Annotated in this window: 20 protein-coding genes; 8 read left to right on the top strand and 12 right to left on the bottom strand. The window is 64.0% G+C overall.

Annotated elements, in window-relative coordinates; all coding sequences use genetic code 11:
* Window positions 1-24: 24 nt before the first annotated feature.
* The 5 genes from D9V28_RS10020 to D9V28_RS10000 are packed head-to-tail and all read right to left on the bottom strand — an operon-like array spanning window position 25 to window position 5533.
* The gene (locus tag D9V28_RS10020; RefSeq protein WP_121659543.1) at window positions 25-774 is read right to left on the bottom strand and encodes a phosphonatase-like hydrolase; all 750 of its coding nucleotides are present in this window, start codon (window positions 772-774) and stop codon (window positions 25-27) included.
* On the bottom strand, window positions 771-1961 hold the full coding sequence (locus tag D9V28_RS10015; RefSeq protein WP_121659542.1) for a TIGR03364 family FAD-dependent oxidoreductase: 1191 nt from the start codon (window positions 1959-1961) through the stop codon (window positions 771-773). Before D9V28_RS10015 ends, D9V28_RS10020 begins: the two co-directional genes overlap by 4 nt.
* A complete protein-coding gene (locus tag D9V28_RS10010) occupies window positions 1958-3679 on the bottom strand; it encodes a PhnE/PtxC family ABC transporter permease (RefSeq protein ID WP_229727809.1) in 1722 nt (573 codons plus the stop codon). Before D9V28_RS10010 ends, D9V28_RS10015 begins: the two co-directional genes overlap by 4 nt.
* Entirely contained in the window at window positions 3670-4602 is a 933-nt protein-coding gene (gene phnC / locus D9V28_RS10005; protein ID WP_121659541.1) for a phosphonate ABC transporter ATP-binding protein, read from the bottom strand. The genes D9V28_RS10010 and phnC overlap by 10 nt, the downstream gene beginning before the upstream one ends.
* 4 nt (window positions 4603-4606) lie before the next feature.
* Window positions 4607-5533, bottom strand: a complete 927-nt coding sequence (locus D9V28_RS10000) for a phosphate/phosphite/phosphonate ABC transporter substrate-binding protein (protein WP_121659540.1) — start codon at window positions 5531-5533, stop codon at window positions 4607-4609.
* Between the two features lie 232 nt (window positions 5534-5765).
* Between D9V28_RS10000 and D9V28_RS09995 the strand changes: the two genes are divergently transcribed.
* Window positions 5766-6965, top strand: coding sequence for an alpha/beta hydrolase (locus D9V28_RS09995; protein ID WP_229727810.1), 1200 nt, complete (start codon window positions 5766-5768; stop codon window positions 6963-6965).
* On the opposite strand, the gene D9V28_RS09990 is transcribed toward D9V28_RS09995, so the two are convergent.
* Both D9V28_RS09990 and D9V28_RS09985 read right to left on the bottom strand, forming a co-directional pair.
* Window positions 6962-7585, bottom strand: coding sequence for a response regulator (locus D9V28_RS09990; protein WP_121659539.1), 624 nt, complete (start codon window positions 7583-7585; stop codon window positions 6962-6964). The two genes, D9V28_RS09995 and D9V28_RS09990, sit on opposite strands and share 4 nt — an antisense overlap.
* A complete protein-coding gene (locus D9V28_RS09985) occupies window positions 7582-8832 on the bottom strand; it encodes a sensor histidine kinase (RefSeq protein ID WP_121659538.1) in 1251 nt (416 codons plus the stop codon). The genes D9V28_RS09990 and D9V28_RS09985 overlap by 4 nt, the downstream gene beginning before the upstream one ends.
* A 113-nt stretch (window positions 8833-8945) precedes the next feature.
* Here D9V28_RS09985 and purS point away from each other — a divergent pair, with 113 nt between their 5' ends.
* Window positions 8946-9200, top strand: a complete 255-nt coding sequence (gene purS / locus D9V28_RS09980) for a phosphoribosylformylglycinamidine synthase subunit PurS (RefSeq protein ID WP_121659537.1) — start codon at window positions 8946-8948, stop codon at window positions 9198-9200.
* Window positions 9201-9202: 2 nt separating this feature from the next.
* Window positions 9203-9898, top strand: coding sequence for a phosphoribosylformylglycinamidine synthase subunit PurQ (purQ, locus tag D9V28_RS09975; protein WP_121659536.1), 696 nt, complete (start codon window positions 9203-9205; stop codon window positions 9896-9898).
* A gap of 319 nt (window positions 9899-10217) precedes the next feature.
* Here purQ and D9V28_RS09970 read toward each other — a convergent pair whose 3' ends face one another.
* The 3 genes from D9V28_RS09970 to D9V28_RS16105 all read right to left on the bottom strand — a co-directional run bounded on the left by D9V28_RS09970 (window position 10218) and on the right by D9V28_RS16105 (window position 13078).
* Entirely contained in the window at window positions 10218-11033 is an 816-nt protein-coding gene (locus D9V28_RS09970; protein ID WP_229727811.1) for an ABC transporter permease, read from the bottom strand.
* Entirely contained in the window at window positions 11030-11935 is a 906-nt protein-coding gene (locus tag D9V28_RS09965) for an ATP-binding cassette domain-containing protein (RefSeq protein ID WP_121659535.1), read from the bottom strand. The genes D9V28_RS09970 and D9V28_RS09965 overlap by 4 nt, the downstream gene beginning before the upstream one ends.
* Before the next feature lie 150 nt (window positions 11936-12085).
* Complete coding sequence (locus D9V28_RS16105; protein WP_183086486.1) at window positions 12086-13078, bottom strand: LPXTG cell wall anchor domain-containing protein; 993 nt, start codon at window positions 13076-13078, stop codon at window positions 12086-12088.
* Window positions 13079-13503: 425 nt separating this feature from the next.
* Between D9V28_RS16105 and D9V28_RS09955 the strand changes: the two genes are divergently transcribed.
* The 3 genes from D9V28_RS09955 to D9V28_RS09945 all read left to right on the top strand — a co-directional run bounded on the left by D9V28_RS09955 (window position 13504) and on the right by D9V28_RS09945 (window position 18507).
* Window positions 13504-13974, top strand: coding sequence for a DUF3817 domain-containing protein (locus tag D9V28_RS09955; protein WP_121659534.1), 471 nt, complete (start codon window positions 13504-13506; stop codon window positions 13972-13974).
* 79 nt (window positions 13975-14053) lie between these two features.
* On the top strand, window positions 14054-16360 hold the full coding sequence (purL, locus tag D9V28_RS09950) for a phosphoribosylformylglycinamidine synthase subunit PurL (protein WP_121659533.1): 2307 nt from the start codon (window positions 14054-14056) through the stop codon (window positions 16358-16360).
* 419 nt (window positions 16361-16779) lie between these two features.
* Window positions 16780-18507 carry an MFS transporter gene (locus D9V28_RS09945; protein ID WP_229727812.1) on the top strand — a complete coding sequence of 576 codons (1728 nt, stop codon included), beginning with the start codon at window positions 16780-16782 and terminating at the stop codon, window positions 18505-18507.
* A gap of 106 nt (window positions 18508-18613) precedes the next feature.
* On the opposite strand, the gene D9V28_RS09940 is transcribed toward D9V28_RS09945, so the two are convergent.
* Entirely contained in the window at window positions 18614-19279 is a 666-nt protein-coding gene (locus D9V28_RS09940) for a TetR/AcrR family transcriptional regulator (protein ID WP_121659532.1), read from the bottom strand.
* Window positions 19280-19399: 120 nt separating this feature from the next.
* Between D9V28_RS09940 and D9V28_RS09935 the strand changes: the two genes are divergently transcribed.
* Both D9V28_RS09935 and D9V28_RS09930 read left to right on the top strand, forming a co-directional pair.
* A complete protein-coding gene (locus D9V28_RS09935; RefSeq protein ID WP_121659531.1) occupies window positions 19400-22204 on the top strand; it encodes an MMPL family transporter in 2805 nt (934 codons plus the stop codon).
* Window positions 22201-24168: a YhgE/Pip domain-containing protein gene (locus tag D9V28_RS09930; RefSeq protein ID WP_121659530.1), complete on the top strand. Its 1968-nt coding sequence runs from the start codon at window positions 22201-22203 to the stop codon at window positions 24166-24168. Before D9V28_RS09935 ends, D9V28_RS09930 begins: the two co-directional genes overlap by 4 nt.
* Before the next feature lie 242 nt (window positions 24169-24410).
* Here D9V28_RS09930 and D9V28_RS09925 read toward each other — a convergent pair whose 3' ends face one another.
* Complete coding sequence (locus D9V28_RS09925) at window positions 24411-24794, bottom strand: nuclear transport factor 2 family protein (protein WP_121659529.1); 384 nt, start codon at window positions 24792-24794, stop codon at window positions 24411-24413.
* Window positions 24795-24819 lie beyond the last annotated feature (25 nt).

Raw genomic sequence — 24819 nt, 5'->3', positions numbered from 1 at the left:
TGTTTTGTGGCCCAAGAACTGCGTCTATGCCTCGTCGAGCCCCAAAAGCCTCGGCAGCCCGGCGATGCTGTCGATCACCTCGTCGGCACCGGCGTCCCGAAGTGTTACCTCGTCGTGTGCTCCTGTGAGCACACCGACGACGAGGCCTGCGCCTGCGGCGATTCCCGACAGCATGTCGCTCGCCGTGTCACCGACAACAACGACGGCGTCGACCCGGCTCACCGAAGTGCGAAGCAGTGCCGTGAGAGGCAGGTCAGGGAACGGGCGCCCGCGGCCTGCATCAGCTGGCGACAGCGTGACGTCGACGAGCTCCCGCCACCCGAGGGCGTCAAGCAGGATGTCGCAGGTGCGGCGCGAGAACCCCGTCGTGAGCGCGATCTTCACTCCACCCTCACGCAGCTCTCTGAGCACGTCTTCTGCTCCGGCAATCGCTTCGACGCCCTCTGCTGTGGCGATCTCGGCATAGGCATCCTCGAACGCATCGTTGGCGCGTTCGGCGTCATCGTCATTGCCTGCGAGCGCCCGGAAGACATCGATCTTCGACTGGCCCATCGTCGCTCGAACGTAGTCCAGGGCCTCGTCGAGTTCGGGTCCGGCTGGCACGATGCCGGCGCGTTCGGCGGCGAGAGCGAATGCACGCTCGACCACCCCGTCGTCCTTCACCGTTGTTCCTGCCATGTCGAGCACAACAAGCTCGATCTCGATGGTCTCGATGTCGTCGTTGTGAAACTGAGTTGGGTCTTGGTCGATGAGGATCTCGTCGAAGGTTGTCATGAGAACTCTTTCTGCTGGGTCAGCGATGGGGATGAGAAAGTGGCGGAGGAAAGGGCGAACTCGACGACGTGCTCGGCGAGCCCGAGTCCCGTCGTCATGCCGATACCGGTGGTCGCTGCGGCCAGGTGCACGCCGGGCTCCACCTGTTCAATCAGGTACTCATCGGGACCGGAGGCATAAACCCCCTGCCACCGCTCGAGCACCCGCGGTCGCGGTGTTCCGAAGAGCTCAGCGGTGATGTCGAGCAGCGCGGCTGCTGCCCGCTCATCCTGAAACGGCGCGATAGCGTCCCCTCGGTAGTGCGTATCGCCGACGATGAGTGAGCCGTCCGGTTGCTGGGTGTACATCTGGTTGAGGTCGAGAGCGGCGAGATACGGATGCTGCGCGTGCAGTCGTTCCCGGATCCTTCCGGCTGCAGGAAATCGCGTGAATGCGCTGTAGCGCAACAACGACCAGCCGGTGAGAAGCGGTCCGGCGAGAGGAAAGCGGAGACCTGCGTTGACGCGGAGCATGTCGAGCCCACACCGCCGAATGCCGACGCGCTCCGCTACGTCAGGGTAGAGCTGGTCGATGTCGGCGTTGACAGCAACGACAACGATCCCCGCGTGAATGATCCCCCGCGTCGTTTCCACCCGTCCTGAGCGCACGGCGGTCACAGCCGTGCGCGGGAGAAACTCGACGCCGCGCTCCGCCAGGTGAGCGGCGATCGTGTGAACGGCGTCACGAGGGTTCACCTGCAGGTCGAGCCCGAGATGCGCACCGCCAACCGTCGACCCTGGTGCGACAGGAACACGCCCTTCGATCTCGGCGGACGTGAGCAGTTCCACCTCCGGCTGTTCGGATCCCGAGCTCAGTGCCTGTGAGCCAGCTCGACGAGCGGCGAGGTCCCCGAGCACTTCGAGTTCGTCCAAATGGCGAGCAACCACGAAGGTGCCCGTGCGCCGCACTTCAAGCTTCGCGTCGACGGCGAGTTGCAACCACAGCTCGCGGGAGGCCGCGGCGAAAGTTCTCGCGATTCCCGACTGGGGAGTAAAACAGAGGTGACCAAAATTGCGCACGGACGCACCCAGGATCTCGGCTGACCTGTCGATCACGATCACGCTCAGCCCTCGCCGGGTTGCGGCGAGAGCTGCCCCGAGTCCGACGATTCCCGAGCCGACGATGGCGACGTCGTACTGTGCCCTCATCGAAATACTCTCCTCATCCACATGGCCAGCCCTTCGACGAGCAGCACTGTGACGAAAATCAGGAGCACGATGCTCGTGACCAGGTCGTACTTGGAACCCTGGCCTGCGTTGAGCAGGTAGTAACCGACTCCACCTCCACCGACGATTCCGAGGATGGTCGCGGCTCGGATGTTGGTGTCGAGGAGATAAAAGCTGTGACCGAGCAGCGCCTTCATTCCCTGCGGCACGGTGGCGCCCGCGTAGACCTGTATTCGGGTCGCCCCGGCCGCGGTGAGCGCTCGCTCAGGCCCTGGCTTGACCTCCTCGAACGAATCGGCGATCAGTTTGCCGAGCAGCCCGATTCCACCGAACGCGAGGGCGAGGGTGCCTGCCTGGGTCCCAAGCCCAGTCACGACGATGAGCACGATGGCCAAAATGATTTCAGGTACACCGCGAATGCAGACGAGGAGCAGTCGCATGGCTCCGCGGACCCGTCCGTTTGGCGCGATGTTGCGCGCGGCCAGAGAGCCGATCACCATCGACACGATCAGGGTCAGCACCGTGGCAGCAAGCGCTATGGCGATCGTTTCGAGCATCGCCGATACCAGGATGGCCGCGTCATAGTTTCCGAAACTGGGCGGCCAGAAGCTCGCGGCGATCGACGGCAGGTAGCTCCACAGAGTGAGGAAGTCGCCCCAGGAGATGTCGCAGATCAGGACACTGCCGATGATCACGGCGACCGCGGTCCAGCCCCAGACGACAGTGCGAACACGTTCCCGAGTCCATGGACGGCGGAGTGCGTTTTCCACCGCGTCGCCGGAACCGACAGGCGCGGTAGTCGGCGGCTGCCGGTTTGCGAGCGCCAGCCGCACGAGCCTGTCGCCGAGACGGCCTCCGGTCGGGCGGGTGCCGAGCATTGACGTTCGCACAGCGCTCGACACGATTTCCATGGCCACGCAGAGCGCAAACACCACGATGGCGATGCCGAGACCGAGGGAGTAGTCCAGCGATTTGAACGCGTGTGCCATCTCCGCACCAAGTCCGGCGACACCGACGTATCCGAGGATGACCGAGCCGCGCAGGTTAATGTCGTTCCGGTGCAGAACCGTGGCGACCCACGACGGGAGGACCTGTGGCAACACACCCGAGCTGAATTCCTGTAATTTCGAGCCGCCGGCCGCACGGATCGCGAGGCGGGGTCCGTCGTCGACTTGCTCGATGGCATCCGCGAACATTTTGGAAATCATGCCGACGGAGTGGATGCCGATGGCCAGGATGCCCGGTAGTGAACCGAGTGAGAACATCAGCACGAACACCATGGCCAGGACGACGTCGGGGATGGCTCGAGTGAACACTCCGACGAAGCGACCGACGCCTCGCCAGAGCGGGCCAGGCGTTGTGTTGGCCGCGGAGATGTAGGCGACGGGCACAGAGAGCACCGCGGCAAGGAGCGTGCCGCACAGCACGAGGCTGACGGTAAACGCGGTGAGGTAAAGCAGCTCGTCGAGCGGCGGGAAGCTGACAACACCGACCCGGTCGAAGAACCGCACGGCGTTCGACCAGCTGTCGAGCATCGACGGAATTGAGATGTTCACGTCGACCAGCGACACGATCGAGACAACAAGCAGGGCGACGATGGTCAGCGTCGCGGCGACTCGTTCAGGCGGCAGACGCCGATAAGGCAGCGCGACGGGTTCGGGCGCCGCGTCAAGAACGGGGCGTTCGGTGATCAGGACCACTGGGGTGAGTTCCTCGGGGCGTAGTCGGCGTCGGCACTGTTCCCCGGCGCAGCGCCGACGATGGTGTCGTCGAGTGCGTCAGCGAGAATCTCGTAGACGTCGGTTTCACCGTCGCCGAGCACCTCGGCGACGGTGAGTTCGGTCGCGATGGCTTCAAGCTCTCGAGTGGAGGTGGCCACTCGGCCGTAGATCTCCATGACCTCGGCTTTGCTCAGGTCAGCGGTCGGAGTATCGAGCACGACCTCGCCGTGCCGCAGTCCGACGATTCGGTCGCCCCACGACAGGGCGAGATCAACCTGGTGCAGGCTGCAGACGACGGTGAGACCGGCGTCAGCGGCGATCTCGCGCAACAGCGCCATGATCGAATCGCTCGACTCGGGGTCGAGGGACGCCACAGGCTCGTCCGCAAGCAGAATTTCGGGGTTCTGGATGAGGGCCCTGGCGATCGCAACCCGCTGCTGTTGACCTCCGGAGAGGGTGTCCGATCGCTGGTAAGCCAGATGGGCGAGGCCGACCCGGTCAAGGTGGCCGAGCGCTGTGCGCTTCAACGCCGTGGAGTAACCCCACAGCCCGAAGCGTGGTCCCCGGATTGTCGCGAGTGCGCCGGTGAGGACGTTCTCCAGCACGGTGAGGCTCGGCACGAGTTCGAACGATTGGAAGACGAAGCCAACGCGCGAGCGCAGCGCCCGAAGGCGTCGACCGCTGAGGTTCGACACCTCTTCGCCGAGCACTGACACCCGGCCGCGGGTGGGAAGCTCGAGCCCGTTCAGATGCCGGAGGAGAGTGGACTTGCCCGATCCTGAGAGACCAAGCAGCACGACCACTTCGCCCTGTTCCACCGAGAGGGCAACGTTGCGGAGTGCGGTTGTCGTTCCAAATTTCTTCGTTACCCCGTCGACCCGGATAAGGGGTGTGCTCGTCATGGTCCTAGCCCTCACACTGTGTGGCTTTGGTCGTCTCGCAGATGTCACGGATGGTGTCGTAGTACGCGTCGTCGACTGGTTCGGTGGCGAAGAACGTGTTGCGGAAGGCGTCAGAGTCGGCACTGTCGATGCCTGCCGCGATGATCTCGTCGATGGTGACCTGGCCGAGCAGCGTTGTGAGGTCTGACTGGAGTTCGTCGGGCAGCGAGCCGGAGATCACGATGGGCGCTCCGGGCACCATCGTCTCGGCGATCACTTTGACGGCGTCGCTCTTTTTGACTTCGCTGTCCTCGGCAAACCCTGCTTCGCACTCTTTGCCCTCGCCGACCTTCTGCACGCTGACGTCGTGCTTACCGGCGAACACCGGGGTGATGTCGGTTTCCGGATCGATCCCAGCTTCAAGAAGGTTGTAACTCGGGAAGAGGTATCCCGATGTGGACGAAGGGTCGACAAAGCAGACCTTCTTGTCGGCGAACTCTTCGAGCGAGGAGATCTTGCTCGAAGCCGGGACGATCGCCTGCGCGAAGTAACCGGGTTCTTGCCCTTCGACGGTGACGATCGAGGAGATGGGAACGATGTCGGCGCCATTGTTGAGCGCGGTGACATAGGTGAATCCAGAGAAGGATGCCACGTCAATTTTGCCGGCGATTGCGGCCTCGATGAGTGCGGCGTAGTCGGTCGATTCGTGGTACTCGACGTCCTTCCCTGTCTCCTGTGCGATGTAGTCCATCAGCGGCTGGTAGTTGGTCTCCGTGTCAACGGAGTCGGGCACAACGCCGAACACCAGAGTGTTTTCGTTCACGGCAAAACTTGCTCCGTCAGCACGAGCCGCTCCGCCAGTTGCTGCGGTCGTTGCCGAACACGACGCGAGGCCGATTGCCAGCAGCGCCACAGCTCCAATAGCGAGCAGGCGGTTTGCGGAAGATTTCATCGGGGCACACCTTTCGTCACATTCGACGCGGCCGGAAAGGCCGCGACTGTGTCCTCGCAAGCAACGCTAGGTAGCGAAATTCAACGGCGCCCCTCCACCCGGTTACGCGCAGGTGAACGCCGCAAGGCGCGATGCTTCCGCGCACGGAATGGCGAAGTCGTTCGACTGCGCAACCCCCGGGCACTCGCCCACGCGGGTTGGTACTGTCGAGCCCACAGATAAGGAGGCAGTTGTGCCACTCGATCCGTATTTCCAGGAGATGTATCTGGCCAGACGGCGCGACATGATCGCCGAGACCAGGGGCATGGTGATGGGCGTTGTGACCGCCGCCGCCTCAAAGATTTTGCCGTGGCGCCAGCGCGCCGCCGTCCAAGCGCTCACCACATCTCCCGCTCGCACCGTCGGAAACAAGGTCGCTGGCACCGCCGTTGCTGGCGCGGAAGCGGCCACCCGCAAGCCGAAAGCGATCGGCCCAAAGCCTCCGCTCTCGCCGCAGGAGAAGGCGAAACGCAAGACACCGGCATGGAAGCGTCGAAACGCCGAGAAGTGGGACACCAAGCTCTTCGGGCGGGTCGGCCTGACCCCGCCCGACGTCGACATCACCGACCACACAGTTCCCGTCGACGGGTACCCATCGGTTCGAGTGCGGGTGTATCGCCCGCTCGACGAGACCGACGCGACACCGCAGCAATCGAAACTCCCCGCCGTTCTCGCCTTCTTCGGTGGCTCTTTTCAGCTCGGCGGGGTCGAGTACACCAGCATCGACGCCACCTTCCGCAGTCGCACCGCAGACGCGCGCGTGATCCACGTCGCTGTCGACTACGCCCTCGCGCCCGAGCACCGGTACCCCACCCAGATCGAACAGGGATACGCCGCGTTGCGCTGGCTCGTTGCGAACGCGAACGACCTCGGGATTGACGCTGAGAGGATCGGCATCAACGGCACCTCCTCGGGAGGCAACATCGCGGCAAGCGTCACCCTGCTCAACCGGGATCGCTTCGGCCATCCGCTCAAACTGCAGATTCTCGAGGTGCCGGTCACCGACCTCACTGGGAAGTCGATCGACATGGATCCGATCCGCGAGATGCGGATCCCCCGATTCCTCGCCAGACGCGAACTGGTGCAGGTCGTCGACGCTTACCTTGGCGATCGATCCCAGGCAACCGAGCCGTACGCGTCACCGGCCCGAGCGGTCACCCACCGGGGCCTCCCCCCTGCCGTGGTCTTCACGGCCGAGTACGACGCTCTCCGGCGTGATGGCGAGGCATACGCCGCCGCCCTGCGCGCGTCGGGTGTTGAGGCGAGCGCCGTTCGTTACCAGGGAGCAACCCACGAGGCCGCCATGTACACGAAGGTTGTTCCGCTCGCCCGTCGCTGGCATGCCGATGTTGTCACCGCGCTCCGAAGGCTGCACGACACCGACGCTTCCTAGGCTGAGCGAATCGCTCCACGTTCCCGAGCGGATGCCACGGCAGCCGTTCTCGAGGACACCTGCAGTTTCGTAAAGATATGGACGAGGTGACTCTTCACCGTCGCCTCTGAGAGAAAGAGCTGGCGGGCGATGTCCCTGTTGGACATGCCGTCGGCCACGAGGGTGAGCACCTCAGCTTCGCGGGAACTCAGCGCGTCGTCCGGAGCGTTCTGTCGAGCCTCGAGGCGTCCGGCAACGGTTGGAGCCAGCGCGCTTTCACCGCGAGCGGCGGCACGAACGGCGGCGATCAGCTCCTCAGGCGGCGCGTCCTTGAGCAGGTAACCAGCTGCACCTGCCTCGACGGCGCCAAGGATGTCCGCGTCGGTGTCGTAATTGGTCAGAACAAGAACGTGTGGCGCCCCCGAGCGTTCGCGGATGCGTCGAGTGGCATCCGCTCCCTGCATTCCGCCCCCGAACTGGAGGTCCATCAGGACGATGTCGACGCCAGCGTAACTGCGAGCGACGGCTTCCTCACCTGATGCGGCCTCGCCGACGACGATGAGGTCGGGTTCGGTTGCGAAGAGCGCGCCGAGGCCGGCGCGAACAACCGGGTGGTCGTCGGCGATGAGGAGACGGATCATGAACGAACCTTCGGCTGGGCGTCGGCGACGACGGAGTCGCTCGACTGCAGGATGGGCAGGGTTACGGCGAGTGCTGTGCCTTCGCCGTTTCCGGATTCGATTGTGAGGACTCCGCCGAGCGCATCGACCCGTTGGCGGATCGCGGTCAATCCGAACGAGCCGGCCGCTGCGGCGGAGATCGCGGCCTCCTCAGGGACGAATCCGATGCCGTCGTCGACCACATCGAGCGTGACGCTGTCGGATTGGTAGGTGAGCGTGACGTCGGCGCGGGTCGCTTTCGCATGGCGCGCGACGTTGGCGATGGCCCCCTGCGCGATACGCAGCAGGGTGGCATCCGCGGTCATTGGAAGCGGAACAGGGGTTCCCTCGACGAGGAAGTTCACCGCGGTGGGGGCTCCACCGGCACGCAGGGTCTGTTCAGTGGAAACGGCGAGTCGGTTGAGCGCGGCAGGCAGCGTGCGGTCGTCGAGCGCCGGAGGAGTGAGCTCCCGAATGATGCGACGCGTATCGACGAGCGAATCCGCAGCGGTCTCGCGGGCGAGTCGCAGTTGCTCGAGCCCTGGACGCTCGGCGTCCAGGCGCTCGGCCGCGTGCAGCAGCAGCTGGATACTCGACAGCGACTGGGCAACGGTGTCGTGGATTTCACGTGCGAGACGCTCGCGCTCGGCGAGCATGCCTGCCGACCGTTCGGCCGCCGCGAGTTCGCCCCGAGTCTCGAGCAGTTCGGTGATGAGTTGCTGACGTTCCTCGGCCTCGCGGTACAGGGCCCGGTATCCGAATCCGATGGTCACCGCGACGCCTGCGCCAATGAGGGGTCCGATCACCCCTCCGACAGCGAACCCTGATGGCACTCCGATCGCCAGGATGGTGATCGCCGTCGAGAGGGTGACCGCTGTGACGGCGGCCTTTGCGGGAAGCAACTGCAGATAGAGGAAGAAGAGAGGAAAAACGATGAAAGCGGCATCCGGTGTCACCGCAAGAAGCCCACCCCAGAAGATCGTGAGCAACGAGACCCACAGCAGCGGAACCCAGCGGGACGACGCCACAAACTCCGGTTCGAGATGAGCGACGAGCGAACCACCAAGGTATGTGGCCAACAGAAGGACGGACAGCGCATGGATGACGGCGGTTGCCGGGTCATCGACCATCACCGCGCGAACCATGACAACGACGATGAGCGCGATCAGTAGCGAGTGCAGCGACCAACGCAATACGGCGAATACCGGGGTGAGGGCGGAGTGGTTCATCGTCTCTCTTTCTCTCGGAAGCCTAGCCGCGCCGCTGGGAAGAGGCATCATTCGAAAGTTTCACGTCGGTTAGGATGAAAGCTCCTCCACATCGAACAGCCGGGAGCTCATCCGTGCCCACAATCGTCGTTGAAGTCATGCCGAAGGCCGAACTGCTTGACCCACAGGGCAAGGCAGTCGCCGGAGCGCTTGCTCGCCTTGGAAAGACCGAATTCTCCGGAGTCCGCATCGGCAAGCGTTTCGAGCTCACCGTCGACGGCGAGATCACGGATGCTGTCCGCGCTGACGTCGAGAAGATCGCTGACGAGATCCTTTCCAACTCGGTCATCGAGGACGTCGTGGCCATCACATACCCAGAGGCTGAGTAGCCGTGCGCATCGGCGTCATCACCTTCCCAGGTTCGCTGGATGAGCGTGACGCGCAGCGCGCGATCCGCATCGCCGGTGCCGAGCCCGTCGCGCTCTGGCACGGCGAACACGATCTTCACGGCGTTGACGCTCTGGTTCTTCCCGGTGGATTCAGTTACGGGGATTACCTGCGTGCTGGTGCGATCGCATCCGTTTCACCGATCATGGCCGAGGTTATCGACGCTGCGAATGCTGGGATGCCCGTGCTGGGAATCTGCAACGGCTTCCAGATGCTGACCGAGGCGCACCTGCTGCCCGGTGGACTGATTCGCAACGACCACGGCCTCTTCATCCGCCGCGACCAGGCGCTTCGGGTCGAGAACACCGACACGGCATGGTCGCGGGGTTTTGAGCTGAACGACGAGATCGTCATTCCGTTGAAGAACGGCGAGGGCGGATTCATTGCCTCCGAGGATGAGCTCGACCGGCTCGAGGGCGAGGGTCGTGTTGTTTTCCGCTACCTCGGCGTCAACCCGAACGGCTCGCTGCGCGACATCGCCGGCATCACGAACGAGCGCGGCAACGTTGTCGGCCTGATGCCGCACCCCGAGCACGCGGTTGAGCCTGGCTTTGGCCCGGACACCTCGCGCGCCATGCGCTCGGGCACCGACGGCCTCACCCTCTTCACGAGCGCGATCCAGGCGCTGCAGGCGGTTTAGCACTCGCTTCTCGTGTCGTGCGGCCGTGGTCGCCCGGCCGATTGACCAAAAAAGGCTCTCTGCCTCGCGAGATTCTCGCGGCAGGGAGCCTTTTTCGGCAATCGGACCGCGGGCCAGACGGTGGAGCACCAGGTGAGCCGCCGAGCCCGCCCGCTCTCGCCGCCCGCCCGCCCGCTCTCGCCGCCCGCCCGCCCGCCCGCCCGCGCCGGCGTCGAGTTCGCAAAAAGGACTCCCTGTCGACGTGTTTCAGGTCGACAGGGAGCCCTTTTTGGTAATCGGTTCGACGGGTCAGGCCCGTGCGACCGGCGGTGCCCTCCGGCTACGTGACGTCCCGCTTCCACGACACGAAGTAGCCGAGCACGCTGAGCACCAGCGCAAGAGCGGCGAGGAGGAGTCCGCCCTGCCACCACTCGAGCGTCTCGCCGGTCATACCCATCGTGAAGAAGCTCGGCGCGCCGAGAAGCGCGTCGCTGGCCGCTCCCGGGAGGAATTTGCCGACCGCGGCCGCCCACTCAGCAAACGAGACGATCGCACGCAGCGTCGGCTCGACGAACTGGGTGAACGCCAGAGTCACGACGATCGCGGCAACCTGGTTCGGGATCAACGCGCCAAGGCCTACGCCAATCACCGCCCACAGCGCGAGGGCGAGCACGGCCCGCCCCATCAGCGCCCAGGTGTCGCTGTCACCGAGCTGCGCGTCCAGGCCGAACAGGGCCAGGGCACCGGCGCCAGCACCGACAGACGCGATCACGCCGATCACACCGTAGAGAGCACCGAAGACCAGCAGCGCCACCGACTTCGCGGCGAGAACAACGCCGCGCTTGGGCGTAGCCAGGAACGTCGGCGTGAGCATCTGGTGCCGATACTCGCTCGTGATGGCCAGCGCACCGAGCAGCACGGGGAAAACATACCCGAACGTCGACACCGAGCCATACAGCATGGGCGCGAGCACATCGGTCGGCGGCGCCTGGGATGCGTCGGTCTCGGCTGACCTGGAGAGGAAGCCGAACAGAGCTCCAAGGCCGCCGGACACACCGGCGACGTAGAGGAAGAGGATGATCGCGAGGATCCACCAGATTTTCGTGGTGAGCAGTTTGGTGAATTCGGCTTTGAGGGCGGGGAAGAACAGGTTCACAGCGATCCCCCCTCTCCGACGAGCGCGAGGAATGAGTCCTCGAGTCCCGACTTCTGTCGGTGCAGCGAACTCACCTCCACTCCGGCCACAAAAGCAATATGACCGATCTCCGCTGGCTCCAGCCCGGAGACGAGAATGCCGGCACGCGCAATTTCAAACGAAGCGGATGCTGCGGTGAGCGCCGCGGCCAGCGCCTCACGATTCGGAGAATCCACGATCACCTTCGTAGCGGCGCCCTCGATTTCGAGGCTCGACAGTGGGCCGCGGTGCACCAGGGTGCCCCGCGCAATGATGACGACCTCGTCGACCGACTGCTGCACCTCGCTAAGCAGGTGCGATGAAACGAGGACCGTTCGTCCCTCGGCTGCGAGGGTGCGGAGGAATCCGCGGATCCACTTGATGCCCTCCGGATCGAGCCCATTGATGGGCTCGTCGAGGACCAAGACGCCGGGGTCACCGAGCAGTGCGCCTGCGAGGCCGAGCCGCTGGCGCATGCCGAGCGAGTATCCACCAACGCGACGGTTGGCGTACTCGCTGAGGCCGACGATGCCGAGGGCGATGTCTACCCGCTGAGGGTCGATGCGGCCAGCCTGCGCGTAGACGCGGAGGTGGTCACGGGCTGAACGGCCCGGGTGGAAGCTCGCTGCTTCGAGCGCGGCGCCGACCGTGGTGAGCGGCGATGCGAGGTCGCGGTAGCGGGTGCCGCCGATGGTGGCCGAACCTGACGTCGGCGCTACCAGGCCGAGCAGCATCCGGAGAGATGTCGTTTTCCCTGCACCGTTTGGGCCGAGGAACCCGGTGACCCTCCCCGGCTCGACGGTGAAACTCAAATCGGATACGGCGGCGACTGGGCCGAACCTCTTGGTGAGGCCGGCGAATTCGATGGGAACTCCCGTGGGCATTCTGCTCCTGAAGTAGATGGGCGGGGGTACGTGTCTACTCTGGCAGTTGCGGGTCCGTGGGGGATATCCCCCATGCGACGGAGATCTGACCGACAACGGCCCGGAAAGCGTGTCGCCTTCCGGGCCGTATCGAATCACAGGGATTCGCTGTTAGCTCTGGTTCTCCCGAGCCACGCGTCGCGTGCGCTGCATGAGCATCAGCTGGACGCCAACGAGGACGAGTCCTCCAGCGATCAGCACAACCCAACCGGCATCCGACCCGGTTTCAGGCAGCGTTTCGGCGACCGGAGACGCCTCGATGTCGTCGGCCTGGGCCGGTTGCGCAGCCGCAACCGGGCACTCGACAGGAGTAGCGGCGCGCTTGGCATCCGCGACGGTCGTCACAGGTTCGGCAGCAACCCACGTGCTGGTGGCCGTGTCCAGGTTCCATCCGGTGGAAACCGTCGTGGTCGTTGTGGTGACTTCCGCCATCGTGCAGTCGATCGCGTCGGCAGACGTAGAGGTGACGACCGGCTCAGGTTTCGTTGGAACCGGTACAGCGCAATTCTCGTTCGTCGGCGCGAGCGCCCCGAGGAGCACACCGGTGAAACTCACCGTGGTCTCACCATCAGCGAAGGTGTGGCCTTCGTTGGCGGTGGCGATGACCGAGTACTCTCCTGGGCCTGCCGCCAGGGTGGGCGTCGACCAGGTCGCGTTTACGACGTCCCCAAGGATGAGGCGCCCCGGTTCATCGCAGGTCGGCTCGGTGACCGAGACGGCAGCTGTCGCGTCAGCGGGGACTGCCCTCGGGCAGGCTTCCGTCTCCCCCTCGAACTTGCGGTCGTACGCGGTGCCTTCCGCGTCGACGGCCACCGTGTACTCGTGGCTCACCGTGGGGTCCTCGAAAGCGAACGATTCCGTGAATGAGGTTCCGAACCTTTCAGCCGCAACCTGCTCATCATCAATGATGACGGTGAGCTTGTTGGGTGTCGGTTCATCCGGCGTCGCGGCGTAACTGGTCAGCTCGACGGCGATTCCGCCGCAGGACTCGGAAACTTCAGGGGCATGGGCACTCGCCGGCGCGCTCCCGCCAAGGATCGCGAGCGCGGTACCAACGAGAAGTGTGGTGCTGAATCCAATAAAGGTTTTTGAACGGGTTTGCATGTGTATCCATTTCAGACGCACCACCGATACCTGATCGGCGTGCGTCATCGGTTCGGTTCGATGTCCTGGTCGAGGACATTTATCGACTCGATTTCTTCAGGCGCTATCTCGGTATTCGGCGCCTGCGGCGAAGGGGATTCCGCTCGCACTCTTCATGCTTTCCGCGACGAATTAAGATCAGATGTCAATAAAACGCAATTTCGCATCAATGTTTGCGCAAACATTGTGCGCAAGCGCTTAATTTGCTTCGTCTCGGCACCCCTGTTATGGTTCCCCTTTTAATGGGGATCCCCCGTTAGAGGCGCGGCGGGCATATCAGGCCTTTCCCAGCGCCAGGGGCGATCGCGCTGACAAGATAAGGCCGTCCGAATCTCCCAGCCACAGGCATCCGTTCGCCTCAACTGTCGACCTCTGGAGTGTCTTCCGTGTCTCCCCGCGTGTTTTACCGAACCCTCGCTTTCGCCGAGGCGGTGACGTGGACGCTGCTGATCGTCGGACTGCTGATGAAGTACGTGTGGACACCCGGGGAGCTCGGCGACCTCGCGGTTCGGATTGGCGGATCGATTCACGGTTTTGTTTTCCTGGCGTACGCCGGGACCGCGCTGATTGTCGGGCTCAACCAGCGCTGGAACTTGCCGCTGATCGTCGGCGCCGTCGCCACAGCCGTGGTGCCGTACGCCACGATCCCCTTCGACCTGTGGGCCGACCGCACCGGGCGACTCGATGGCGAATGGCGCCGCACCGCGACAGACGACCCGCGGGACCGGAGCGGGATCGACCGTTTGCTGCGCTGGTTCCTGACCCACCCCGTGCTCCTGGCCGTGCTGTTCGTCATCGCTCTCGTCGTCGTTTACACGATGCTTTTGATCGTGGGCCCTCCGGGAGGCGATCGCTAAGAGACTCAATCCACGCGAGGATGCGCGCCCGCATAGAATTGAGCCATTCCGGCATCCCTCGATCTAGGAGCCTCTCCCCGTGAGCAATCCCGTTACGTCTGTGGCCGACACCGTCTCGAACGCCATCGCCACCCCCGAGAAGGAGCAGCCGTTCGCGGCGCTCGGCCTCAAGCCCGATGAGTACGAGAAGATCAAGGAGATCCTCGGACGGCGCCCAACCTCGGGTGAACTCGCCATGTACTCGGTGATGTGGAGCGAGCACTGCTCTTACAAGTCGAGCAAGATCTACCTGAAGCAGTTCGGCCAGAAGGTCACCCCCGCCATGAAGAAGAACCTCATGGTCGGCATGGGCGAGAACGCCGGTGTCGTTGACGTGGGCGAGGGCTGGGCCGTCACCTTCAAGGTGGAGAGCCACAACCACCCGAGCTACATCGAGCCGTTCCAGGGCGCAGCGACCGGCGTTGGTGGAATCGTCCGCGACATCATTTCGATGGGTGCACGCCCGGTTGCCGTGATGGACCAGTTGCGCTTCGGTGCGATCGACGACCCCGACACCGCGCGCGTCGTGCACGGCGTCACGAGCGGCATCTCGTTCTACGGCAACTGCCTTGGCCTGCCGAACATCGGCGGCGAGACCTACTTCGACAAGGTCTACCAGGGCAACCCGCTCGTCAACGCACTGTCGGTTGGCGTCCTCCGCCACGAGGACCTACACCTCGCCAACGCCTCGGGCGTCGGCAACAAGATCGTTCTGTTCGGCGCGCGCACCGGTGGCGACGGCATCGGCGGCGCGTCGATCCTCGCCTCGGACTCGTTCGACGCTGCAGGCCCGACCAAGCGCCCTGCCGTCCAGGTCGGCGACCCGTTCGCCGAGAAGGTGCTCATCGAGTGCTGCCTCGAGCTTTACAAGGAGAAGCTCGTCGAGGGCATCCAGGACCTCGGTGCCGCCGGCATCTCATGCGCAACGAGCGAGCTCGCCGCGAATGGCGACGGTGGCATGTTCATCGAACTGTCGAACACGCTGCTTCGCGACCCGTCACTCACGCCTGAGGAAATCCTCATGTCGGAGTCGCAAGAACGCATGATGGCCGTCGTTGAGCCCGACAAGCTCGCGGGCTTCCTCGCGGTCACCGCGAAGTGGGACGTCGAAACATCAGTCATGGGTGAGGTCACGGACACCGGCCGCCTCATCATCAACTGGCACGGTGAGGAAATCGTCAATGTTGACCCGTCGACTGTTGCGGTTGATGGCCCCGTGTACGAGCGCCCCGTTGCGTACCCGACCTGGCTCGACGCTCTGCAGGCGGATACAGCATCCGCTCTGGAACGTCCGACCGATGCTGAGACGCTGCGTTCACAGTTCTTCGCGTTGCTCGGCTCAGCGAACCTCGCTGACAAGAGCTGGATCACGAACCAGTACGACTATTACGTCATGGGCAACACAGCACTGTCCTTCCCCGACGACGGCGGAATGATCCGTGTCGACGAGGAGTCCGGCCTCGGCTTCGCGATCGCCACTGATGCGAACGGCCGCTACTGCCAGCTCGACCCGTCCCTCGGCGCGAAACTCGCGCTCGCTGAGGCGTACCGCAACGTCGCTTGCACCGGCGCGGTTCCTGCGGCCGTCACCGATTGCCTCAACTTCGGCTCGCCCGAAAACCCCGAGGTGATGTGGCAGTTCTCGCAGGCGGTTGAAGGTCTGTCCGACGGTTGCCTCGAACTCGAAGTGCCCGTGACCGGCGGAAACGTATCCTTCTACAACCAGACCGGCGACACCCCGATCTTCCCGACGCCCGTCGTCGGTGTGCTCGGCGTCATCGACGACGTTGCTCGTCGTGTGCCGAGCGGCTGGCAGGACGAGGGCGACAACATCTACCTGCTCGGAACCACGAGCGAAGAGCTCTCCGGTTCGGCGTGGGCTGGCACCATCCACGATCACCTCGGTGGCCTGCCGCCCGCTGTCGATTTCGAGCGCGAGAAGGACCTGGCCGCCCTGCTGCACGCCGGTTCCCAGTCGTCGATCATCGCCTCGGCGCATGATCTCTCCGATGGCGGACTGGGCCAGGCCCTGGCCGAGAGCGTTCTGCGCTTCGGAGTTGGCGCCCGCGTCTGGCTCGGCGAGATTCTCGAGCGTGACGGCGTCGACGTGGCCACTGCCCTGTTCTCCGAGTCCACCGGTCGCGTGCTCGTGTCGGTGCCTCGCGAGGACGATGTGAAGTTCCGCGGCCTCTGCGAGGGACGCAACTACCCGGTCCTGCGCATCGGGGTCACAGACAAGACCTCGCAGTCACTCGAGATCCAGGATCTCTTCACCGCTCCCATAGATGAGCTGCGTTCGATCCACACCGCAACCCTCCCGGCGGCGTTCGGCCCGACGCTCGGCTAACCACCGCCCGACCAGGCCTCATTTTGCGAAGAAGGGCGAGAGTTCTCGAGAAACTCTCGCCCTTCTTGTCTTCGTCCTCGTTGCTCTCCATCGATGTCGCCGCTGTCCTGTGCTGCAACGTCGCGGAGGTGAGGATCCTCACCCGCTGAGTATGACCTGAACGCTAGTGCGCGCGGTTACCGTAGAGAACGCGCTCAAACCGTATGTCGCGTGCCTGACCGACGTTTCGCACTATGGCAGGATCGCTCATCCGTTTGGCTTGCCACGTCGAGCATTGAGGTGAAGATGAACGGAGTGCCAGTAGCGGCCAGCCAGCCGCGGTGGGTAGGCGGCGAGGATCCTCGCTTGGAAATTTCATCGGAAGAACCGTTCGTTCCGGCGACGCCCATCGGCGTGATGGCCCGCAGCGGATCATCGAGATGGACAGCCGATTCCTTCGCAACATCCAGGACCGCCCTGAAGCGCGCACACTCGAGCGGCAATCGATCGAAGGCTGGGAGATCGAACGAGACGGGGACGCAATGAAAAAGTGGCTTGTCGTCATCATCTTGGGTGCGGCTCAGTTCGTCATGGTGCTCGATGGAACCGTCATGAATGTCTCTATCTCGACCGTGGTCGTCGATCTCGATACCACGGTGACCGCGATGCAAACCGCGATTACCTTCTACACGCTGACCATGGCGGCTGTAATGCTCCTCGGCGCGAAGCTCGGCGACATCTGGGGCCGCAGACGAGCATTCGTCATCGGCTCGATCATCTACGCCATCGGTTCGCTCACCACAGCGTTTGCCCCGACCATTCAGGTTCTCTTCCTCGGCTGGTCGATCATCGAGGGCCTCGGTGCTGTGCTCGTGATCCCTGCCATCGCAGCACTAATCGCCGACAACTACACAGGCAAAGAACGGATCACCGCCTATGCGATCATCGGTGCCGTATCCGGGGCCGCTGTCGCCGCCGGTCCACTTATCGGTGGTTTCGTGACCACGTACTTCAGCTGGCGCTACGTCTTCGTGGCCGAGGTCGTCATCATGGCGGTCGTCGTGCTCACCAGTCGCCTGATCACCGACAGCACCCCGCGACAGAAAATCAGTATCGACCTCCTCAGCGTGCTGCTGTCGGCCTCCGGACTGGTGTTCGTCGTCTTCGGGATGCTCCAGAGCAAGACCTGGGGCTGGATCACCCCGCGCGACGCTCCGGAAATCAACGGTCAAGAATTAACCCCACTCGGCGTGTCGCTGACGTCGTGGTTCATGGTGATCGGCGGCATCCTTCTCTGGGCATTTCAGCACCGACAGTCGGCGCTCGCGGCTGCCGGCAAGTCCCCGCTGGTCCACGTCTCGCTGTTCAGCATCAGCTCGCTCCGCAGCGGTCTGTCTGTGCTGGGATCGCAGTACACGATCACCGCCGGGCTCTTTTTCATGGTTCCGGTCTACCTGCAGATGACGCTCGGGCTCGATGCCCTTGAGACCGGTGTTCGTATCTTCCCGTTGTCGATCTCGCTCATCTTGTTCTCGATCGTCGGCACTCGGCTTTCCCGCCTATGGTCGCCCCGCCGCATTGTGCGGTCCGGCCAGTGGATCCTCGTTTTCAGTTCCATCGTTCTGCTCGGCGCCGTCGACTTCGAACTAAGGAGCGTCGCGTTCGGCATCGGCATGTTTTTCGCCGGTGCTGCTCTCGGCCTCCTCGCCAGCCAACTCGGCAACGTCAACATGTCGAGCGTGACCGAGAAAGAGACCAGCGAGGTCGGAGGGTTGCAGGGGGTCTTCCAGAATCTGGGGTCTTCCCTCGGCACAGCCCTGATCGGGTCGGTACTGATCGGCGCTCTCACCACGTCTTTCGCCACAGGTGTAGCAAGCAGTGAATTGCCGGACGATGTGAAAGCCGCCGTGACCGAGCAAACCCAGGGCGCGATCCCTATTGTGCCCGTTTCCTCGGTCGCTCAGATCGCCGAAGACGCCGGTCTCACCGACAGCGAAGGCGAGGAGCTCAACAAGCTCTACACCGAGTCCCAGGTCTCTTCACTGCGGACAGCGTTCTTCGGACTCGTCGTTATCGCCCTCGTCTCGCTGCTGCTGAGCCGAGGCATCCCGTCCGTGGTTCCGGTTCGCCGCCGGCAACGAGCATCCGGTCCGCCTTCGGGGAAATGAAGCACGTTTTCCATGTCTCGATCAATGCTCGTTCGTCGCACTGTTTGGCACGTTTGTCCGCTCGATGGCGTCCGCACGCATCGACAGCCGAGCGCTCTAGCCCCGGCTAGAGCGGCCGGGTCAGCGACTGAATGAGCGGTGGCAACGTGCCGAGCACGATCGGCGACCTCGACATGTTAGGCACATTTGAGCCCTCGAGGATCGACTCCTGCATGGCCGACTCGTAGACGTTCACAATCATGCGCGTCACGGCAACGGGGTCGATCACAAAGCTCAGGCCGACCGACCGAAGCGCATCCTCGAGGCGTGCGGCCAGCTCGCCCTGGAAGTTGCGCTGGTACTCAAGGTACGACGCCGCAACTGTCGCATCGCGCATCGCAAGCAGACGAAACTCCGACTGCACGAGGCACCAGCGCCGATCGTCGCCTTGCATCTCAAGGAACTGCATGACGAGCGAGCTCAGCGTCTCGTCGGTAACGGCACTCGTCGCGTCGAGCCCCGGCAGGATCGAGTCGACGCCGTCCTGCAGCCGCTCAAACCGCAACCGGTTCTCCCGCTCGGCGAGGGCGAAGAACAACTCTTCCTTCGTGTCGAAGTTCGAGTAAAACGCACCGCGAGTAAACCCGGCGCGCTCGGTGATCATCTCGACCGACGCCGCGTGAATCCCGGTCTCGGCGAACACCTCGTACGCCGCGTCGATCAGCCGATCGCGGGTCTTGCGTCGGCGCGCAGAATCACCCTGCGATTCCAACTGTTCAACTGAAGTGGACACCCTGACACCTTACTGAGAGAGTTTGGCGATACACCAGTGTATCGGATACATTCGTGTATTGGATACGCCGGTGTATCTCTCGCGTATACGCTCACACACCCTGCCTTTCCTAGGAGACTCGTGTCCTCACTGCTCTATTCCCTCGGCCGTTGGGCGTTCCGCGCACGCGGCATCGTCGTCGGCGCCTGGATCCTCATCCTCGCTCTCGTCGGCGGAGGCGCACTCCTCTTCAACCAGGGCCTGGACAACTCGATCTCCATTCCGGGCACCGAGTCGCAGAACGCGCTCGACTCGCTGTCGACGACCTTCCCGCAGGTCAGCGGCGCATCCGCCCAGCTGGCCGTCGTCGCCCCCGACGGTGACTCAGTGAACGATGAGGCCGTCGCGAAGATCATCACGGACGGAGTCGACGCCCTCAACGACATCGACGGTGTCGAGAGCGCCATTTCGCCGTTCGACGAGAACATCGACGGCGCTGTGAGCGAGAACGAGCGCGCGGCCCTCATCAGCATCCAGCTCGACGGTTCGCAATACGAAGTCACCGAGGCGACCAAGAACGCCTTGATTGATGAAGCGGATGCCATAGCCAACGCACTCCCGGACGGTTCCGAATCCGCACTGGGCGGACAGCTCTTCAGCGCGAGTTTCCCCGCCCTCACGGCAACCGAACTCATCGGAGTCGGAGTCGCGCTCGTGGTACTTGTTCTGACGTTCGGCTCGTTCCTGGCCGCTGGAATGCCGCTCGTCACCGCGCTTCTCGGCGTCGGTATCTCGATCGCATTCATCTTCATCGCAACGGCGTTCGGTTCGATCACATCGACAACACCCATGCTCGCGCTCATGCTCGGCCTCGCTGTCGGCATCGACTACGCCCTGTTCATCATCTCGAGATATCAGGAGCAACTGAGAGACGGGATGGAGGCGGAAGAGTCCGCCGCACGCTCCGTGGCAACCGCTGGCAGCGCTGTGATCTTCGCCGGACTCACCGTCATCATCGCGCTCGTCGGACTCGGCGTCGCTGGCATCCCGTTCCTCACCGTCATGGGTGTCTCGGCAGCGGCCGGTGTCGCGGTCGCCGTGGTCATCTCGATCACGCTGATCCCGGCATTCCTCGGACTCGCAGGAGAACGACTTCGCCCCAAGCCGGCCAAGCCGTCACGAAAGGCGAAGCGTGCCCATGCAGCCGCACAGGTCCAGGCCCACGCCGAGTCTGCGGGCGAGATTGAGCCACTGGCATCCGCTCACCGTCCTAACCGCTTCTTTGCCGGCTGGGTGAACGCGGCGACGAAGTTCCCGATCGTCACGATCCTCGGCGTCGTTGCCGTGCTCGGCCTGGTGTCAGCCCCGGCGCTCGGCCTGCGCCTGGCCCTTCCAGACGCCGGCGGGCTGCCGGAGGGTGACCCGGCTCGTGTTACCTACGACATCGTCTCCGATAACTTCGGTGAGGGGTTCAACGGACCGCTCATCGTCACTGGGAGCATCGTCACCTCGACCGACCCGCTCGGGCTCATGGACGACCTCAAGACCGAGATCGAGAAGCTCGACGGTGTTGAGGCCGTTCCGCTCGCCACCCCGAACGAGACGGCAGACACCGGCATCGTCCAGGTCATTCCGACCGGCGGGCCAGATTCGGTTGAGACCAAGAACCTCGTGGCCGAGATCCGCTCGATGCACGACTACTTCCTCGACGAATACGACGTCGACCTCTCGGTCACCGGCTTCACGGCCGTCGGCATCGACATCTCCGACAAGCTCGGCAACGCGCTGCTGCCGTTCGGTGTCATCGTTGTCGGCCTGTCGCTGATCCTCCTTACCATGGTGTTCCGTTCGATCTGGGTGCCGATCAAGGCAACACTCGGCTACCTGCTCAGCGTCTGCGCCGCGTTCGGTGTTGTCGCGCTTGTCTTCGAGTACGGATGGTTCGCTGAGGCTCTGCACATTCAACCGGGCAGCCCCGTGATCAGCTTCATGCCGATCATCCTGATGGGTGTGCTGTTCGGCCTCGCCATGGACTACGAGGTGTTCCTGGTCGCCCGCATGCGTGAGGACTACGTGCACTCGGGCAAGGCGCGCGAGTCAGTCACGACCGGGTTCCTCGGCTCCGCGAAGGTAGTCACGGCAGCGGCGGTCATCATGTTCGCGGTGTTCGCGGCCTTCGTTCCGGAGGGTGACACGAACATCAAGCCGATCGCGCTTGGTCTCGCTGTCGGCGTCTTCGTCGACGCGTTCATTGTGCGCATGACCCTCGTTCCCGCCGTTCTCGCCCTGCTCGGTGAGAAGGCGTGGTGGATTCCGAAGTGGCTCGACCGTGCCCTTCCGTCGTTCGACGTCGAGGGTGAAGGTGTCGCCAAGGAGATCGAACTGCGCAACTGGCCGGCCGCGAGCTCAACCGACATTGCCACGGCCGAGGGGCTGACCCTCGACGCCGGCGAGACCAACCTCTATACCGACGTCTCGTTCGCTCTTCCCGAGACCGGCACAATGGTCGTCTCTGCCGGTCGCGATGCCAGCGTGACCGCGCTGCTGCTGACGCTGTCTGGACGCATGCAGGCCGACACAGGCATTCTCAAGGTCGCCGGGTACGTCGCGAGCGTTCGCGCGGCATCCGTTCGTTCACGTGTCGCATTCGTCTCCCTCAGCGAGGCGTCCGACCCGGTGGGTGACCTCACCGAGGCTCTTCGCGAGAAGCCGAGGCTCATCGCGCTGGATGGAATCGACCAGGTGACGGATGCCGTCACTCGCCGAAACATTTACGACGCGTTGGTTTCCGCCCAGGGTGCCGCTTCGCGAAGCGACTCGACACTCGCGATCGCGGTTGGCACCGCCAGCCCAGCCACCGTGGCTGACGCCGTTCCCGGTGTCGAAACCGCGGTCACACCCAACCTGACCTCAGAACTCGCGCACGAAGCAGGAGTATCCGCATGAGCACCCCACTCGCACGTTTTCAGGCATCTCGTGCCACCGGTCGCGTCACCTGGCGTTCGGTGCTCGGCATCCTGCTCGTTCCGCTCGTCGTTGCAGGTGTGCTGGTCTGGGCCTTCTGGAACCCGCAGGAGCGACTCGACACGGTGGACGCGGCCATCGTCAACCTCGATGAGCCGGTGGAGCTCGACGGGCAGACCGTTCCGCTGGGGCGGCAGCTCGCGGCAGGGCTCGTCGGAGGCGGCACCGAAACCTCGTCGACGACCGCGAGTGCGGCGGAAACCGACCTCTCGGACACGAACTACAACTGGGTGCTCACCGATGAGGATGACGCTACCGACGGACTGACCTCGGGCCGGTTCACGGCGGTTGTCACGATTCCGGAGAACTTCTCGGCGGCGGCGACCTCGTTCTCGGGAGAGGCAGCCGAGGCAGAGACGGCCACCATTGGGGTGGAGACGAGCGAGAAGAGCCGACTCGTCGATGACGCCATCAGCTCGGTGATCACCTCGACGGCCGCGAGCCTCGTCGGTAACCAGCTCACAACGAGCTACCTCGAGAACATCTACGTCGGCTTCAACACGCTCGGCGATCAGCTCGGAACCGCGGCTGATGGTGCTCAGGAGCTTGCAACGGGTGCGACCTCCCTCGCTGATGGTGCGGCCCAGCTCGCATCGGGAACCTCGGAGTTCTCCGGCGGAGTCTCGAGCTTCTCCTCAGGTGTCACCGAGTACACCCGAGGCGTGACCCAGCTGTCGAGTGGACTCACAACGCTGCAGCAGCAGACCGCGGCGCTGCCGGGCGGAGCCAGCCAGATCGCGACCGGCACGGCTGGCGTCGCCGATGGAGTCGATCTGCTTGTTGCAGGCATGGCAGAGCAGAATGCAGCTCTGAAACTACTCGCAGACAACTGCGCATTGGCGACCGTCCCTGTTGTGCCGCCCGTGGGGGACGCACCCACATTCTGTGAGAACCTCGAGGCTCTCTCGGAGGCGTCCAACAGCCCATCAGCAGCCGAGAACGCGGCGTTGCTCGCAAGCAGCGCCCGGCGGGTTGCCACCGGTGCAAGTACCTTCTCGGCAGGCATTCCGTCCCTGACCTCGGGTATCAGCACCATCGCAACGGGGGCATCGACGCTCGCCACCTCGGGTGAAACGGTCAACTCCGGTGCGATCGAGCTCGCAACGGGTGCCGCCAACCTCGCCACAGGAGCGACCGGAGTTTCTGAGGGTGCCGCAGGCGTGGCCGGTGGTGTCGGGACCCTAGCCTCCGGCCTGGGTGAGGCGACCGTGGCCATCCCGAGCTACACCGAGTCAGAGCGGGAAACACTCGCCACTGTCGTCGCGACCCCGGTGGTTGCTGAAGGCGGCAGCGGCGGGCTCTCATTCGGCACAACCGGAGTCCCGTTCTTCGCGGCACTCGCTCTCTGGCTCGGCGCATTCGCGAGCTTCCTCGTGCTGCGGGCACTGCCTCAGCGTGCGCTCGGCTCTACTCGCCCGTCGGCCCTCCTCGCGTTCAAGGCCTGGCTGCCCGGGGCCCTCGTCGGCGTTGTTCAGGGTGTGCTGGTCGCAGCGATCCTCCAGCCCCTCATGAAGCTCGACGCCGGTGACTGGTTTGCTTTCGCGGGCGTTGCGGCCATCGCGGCGATCGCCTTTGCGTCGACGAACCAGGCGCTCACCGCCCTGTTCGGTGGAGCCGGACGGTTCATCTCGATGATCGTCGCGCTGATCCTGATCGGAACGAGCATCATCGCAACGGCACCGGTTGCGCTCGACACAGCGGTGGGACTCACTCCGCTGCAGCCCGCCCTCAACGGCTTCCTGTCGGTGGTCAGCGATGGTGGCGGCCTCGCGGCTGCGATCGCCGGGCTGATCTTCTGGACGTTCGGAGCCTTCGCGGCTACCTGCCTCGCGGTGGTTCGCACCAGGTCGGTCACAGCGCGGCAGTTGGTTCCGCGCCTGGCCTAGCGTCGGCAGCTCGACCGAAATCGCACGGTTCGACGGACATCATGTCTTTCGAACCGTGCGATTTGTCATGAAACCAGAGGTGTGGTCAGTGCACGCATTGAGTCGGCCCAAAGGGTCGTTCGATTCGAATTGAATGACCTTCTGGGCCGACTCGATTGCACGAATGACCTTTTGAGCCCACTCGACTGCACGAATGACCTTTTGGGCCCACTCGATCGCCAGCGCGCCCGCGCGAGCATCCGTTAAGCGGGTACGACCGTTCCCTGATGGAACCGCATCACGGGTGAGCCAGACGACGTGTCCCACAACGAGGAGTGACGGCTCACCCCTCCCGGTCCTCGGAGGAGGTATGTGACCAGCGTGAGGTCGGCCGACACCTCCGTGAACGTCCACTCATCCGTCGCTGGCAGCTCTGCGTCAGCCTCATCAGCCACTGCGACAAGAGCCTCCGTGTCGGCCTCATCGGCCAGTGCAGCAACGATCTGTTCGCGCGACCAGCGGCGTCCAGAACGGCCAATCTCCACGAAGTCGGCGTGAAGCAGCGCTCGCACCCGCTCAGAGTTTCGCCGCACCGAGCGTGACAACAACGCGAGTTCGGCGTTTCGGAGAGCTGAGTACGTGTCCACCCCACCAGTGTGCCATCCCAGAACG

The sequence above is a fragment of the Mycetocola zhadangensis genome (assembly GCF_003668565.1).
In the GTDB taxonomy this organism is placed as follows: Bacteria; Actinomycetota; Actinomycetes; order Actinomycetales; family Microbacteriaceae; genus Mycetocola_A; species Mycetocola_A zhadangensis.
This window is presented reverse-complemented; position numbering and strand designations above follow the sequence as displayed.

Bases quoted from the DNA above. Each gene is read 5' to 3' on its own strand.
- D9V28_RS10020 (WP_121659543.1), bottom strand. From the start codon at position 774: ATGACAACCTTCGACGAGATCCTCATCGACCAAGACCCAACTCAGTTT.
- D9V28_RS10015 (WP_121659542.1), bottom strand. From the start codon at position 1,961: ATGAGGGCACAGTACGACGTCGCCATCGTCGGCTCGGGAATCGTCGGA.
- phnC (WP_121659541.1), bottom strand. From the start codon at position 4,602: ATGACGAGCACACCCCTTATCCGGGTCGACGGGGTAACGAAGAAATTT.
- D9V28_RS10000 (WP_121659540.1), bottom strand. From the start codon at position 5,533: ATGAAATCTTCCGCAAACCGCCTGCTCGCTATTGGAGCTGTGGCGCTG.
- D9V28_RS09990 (WP_121659539.1), bottom strand. From the start codon at position 7,585: ATGATCCGTCTCCTCATCGCCGACGACCACCCGGTTGTTCGCGCCGGC.
- D9V28_RS09985 (WP_121659538.1), bottom strand. From the start codon at position 8,832: ATGAACCACTCCGCCCTCACCCCGGTATTCGCCGTATTGCGTTGGTCG.
- D9V28_RS09965 (WP_121659535.1), bottom strand. From the start codon at position 11,935: ATGCCCACGGGAGTTCCCATCGAATTCGCCGGCCTCACCAAGAGGTTC.
- D9V28_RS16105 (WP_183086486.1), bottom strand. From the start codon at position 13,078: ATGCAAACCCGTTCAAAAACCTTTATTGGATTCAGCACCACACTTCTC.
- D9V28_RS09945 (WP_229727812.1), top strand. From the start codon at position 16,780: ATGGACAGCCGATTCCTTCGCAACATCCAGGACCGCCCTGAAGCGCGC.
- D9V28_RS09930 (WP_121659530.1), top strand. From the start codon at position 22,201: ATGAGCACCCCACTCGCACGTTTTCAGGCATCTCGTGCCACCGGTCGC.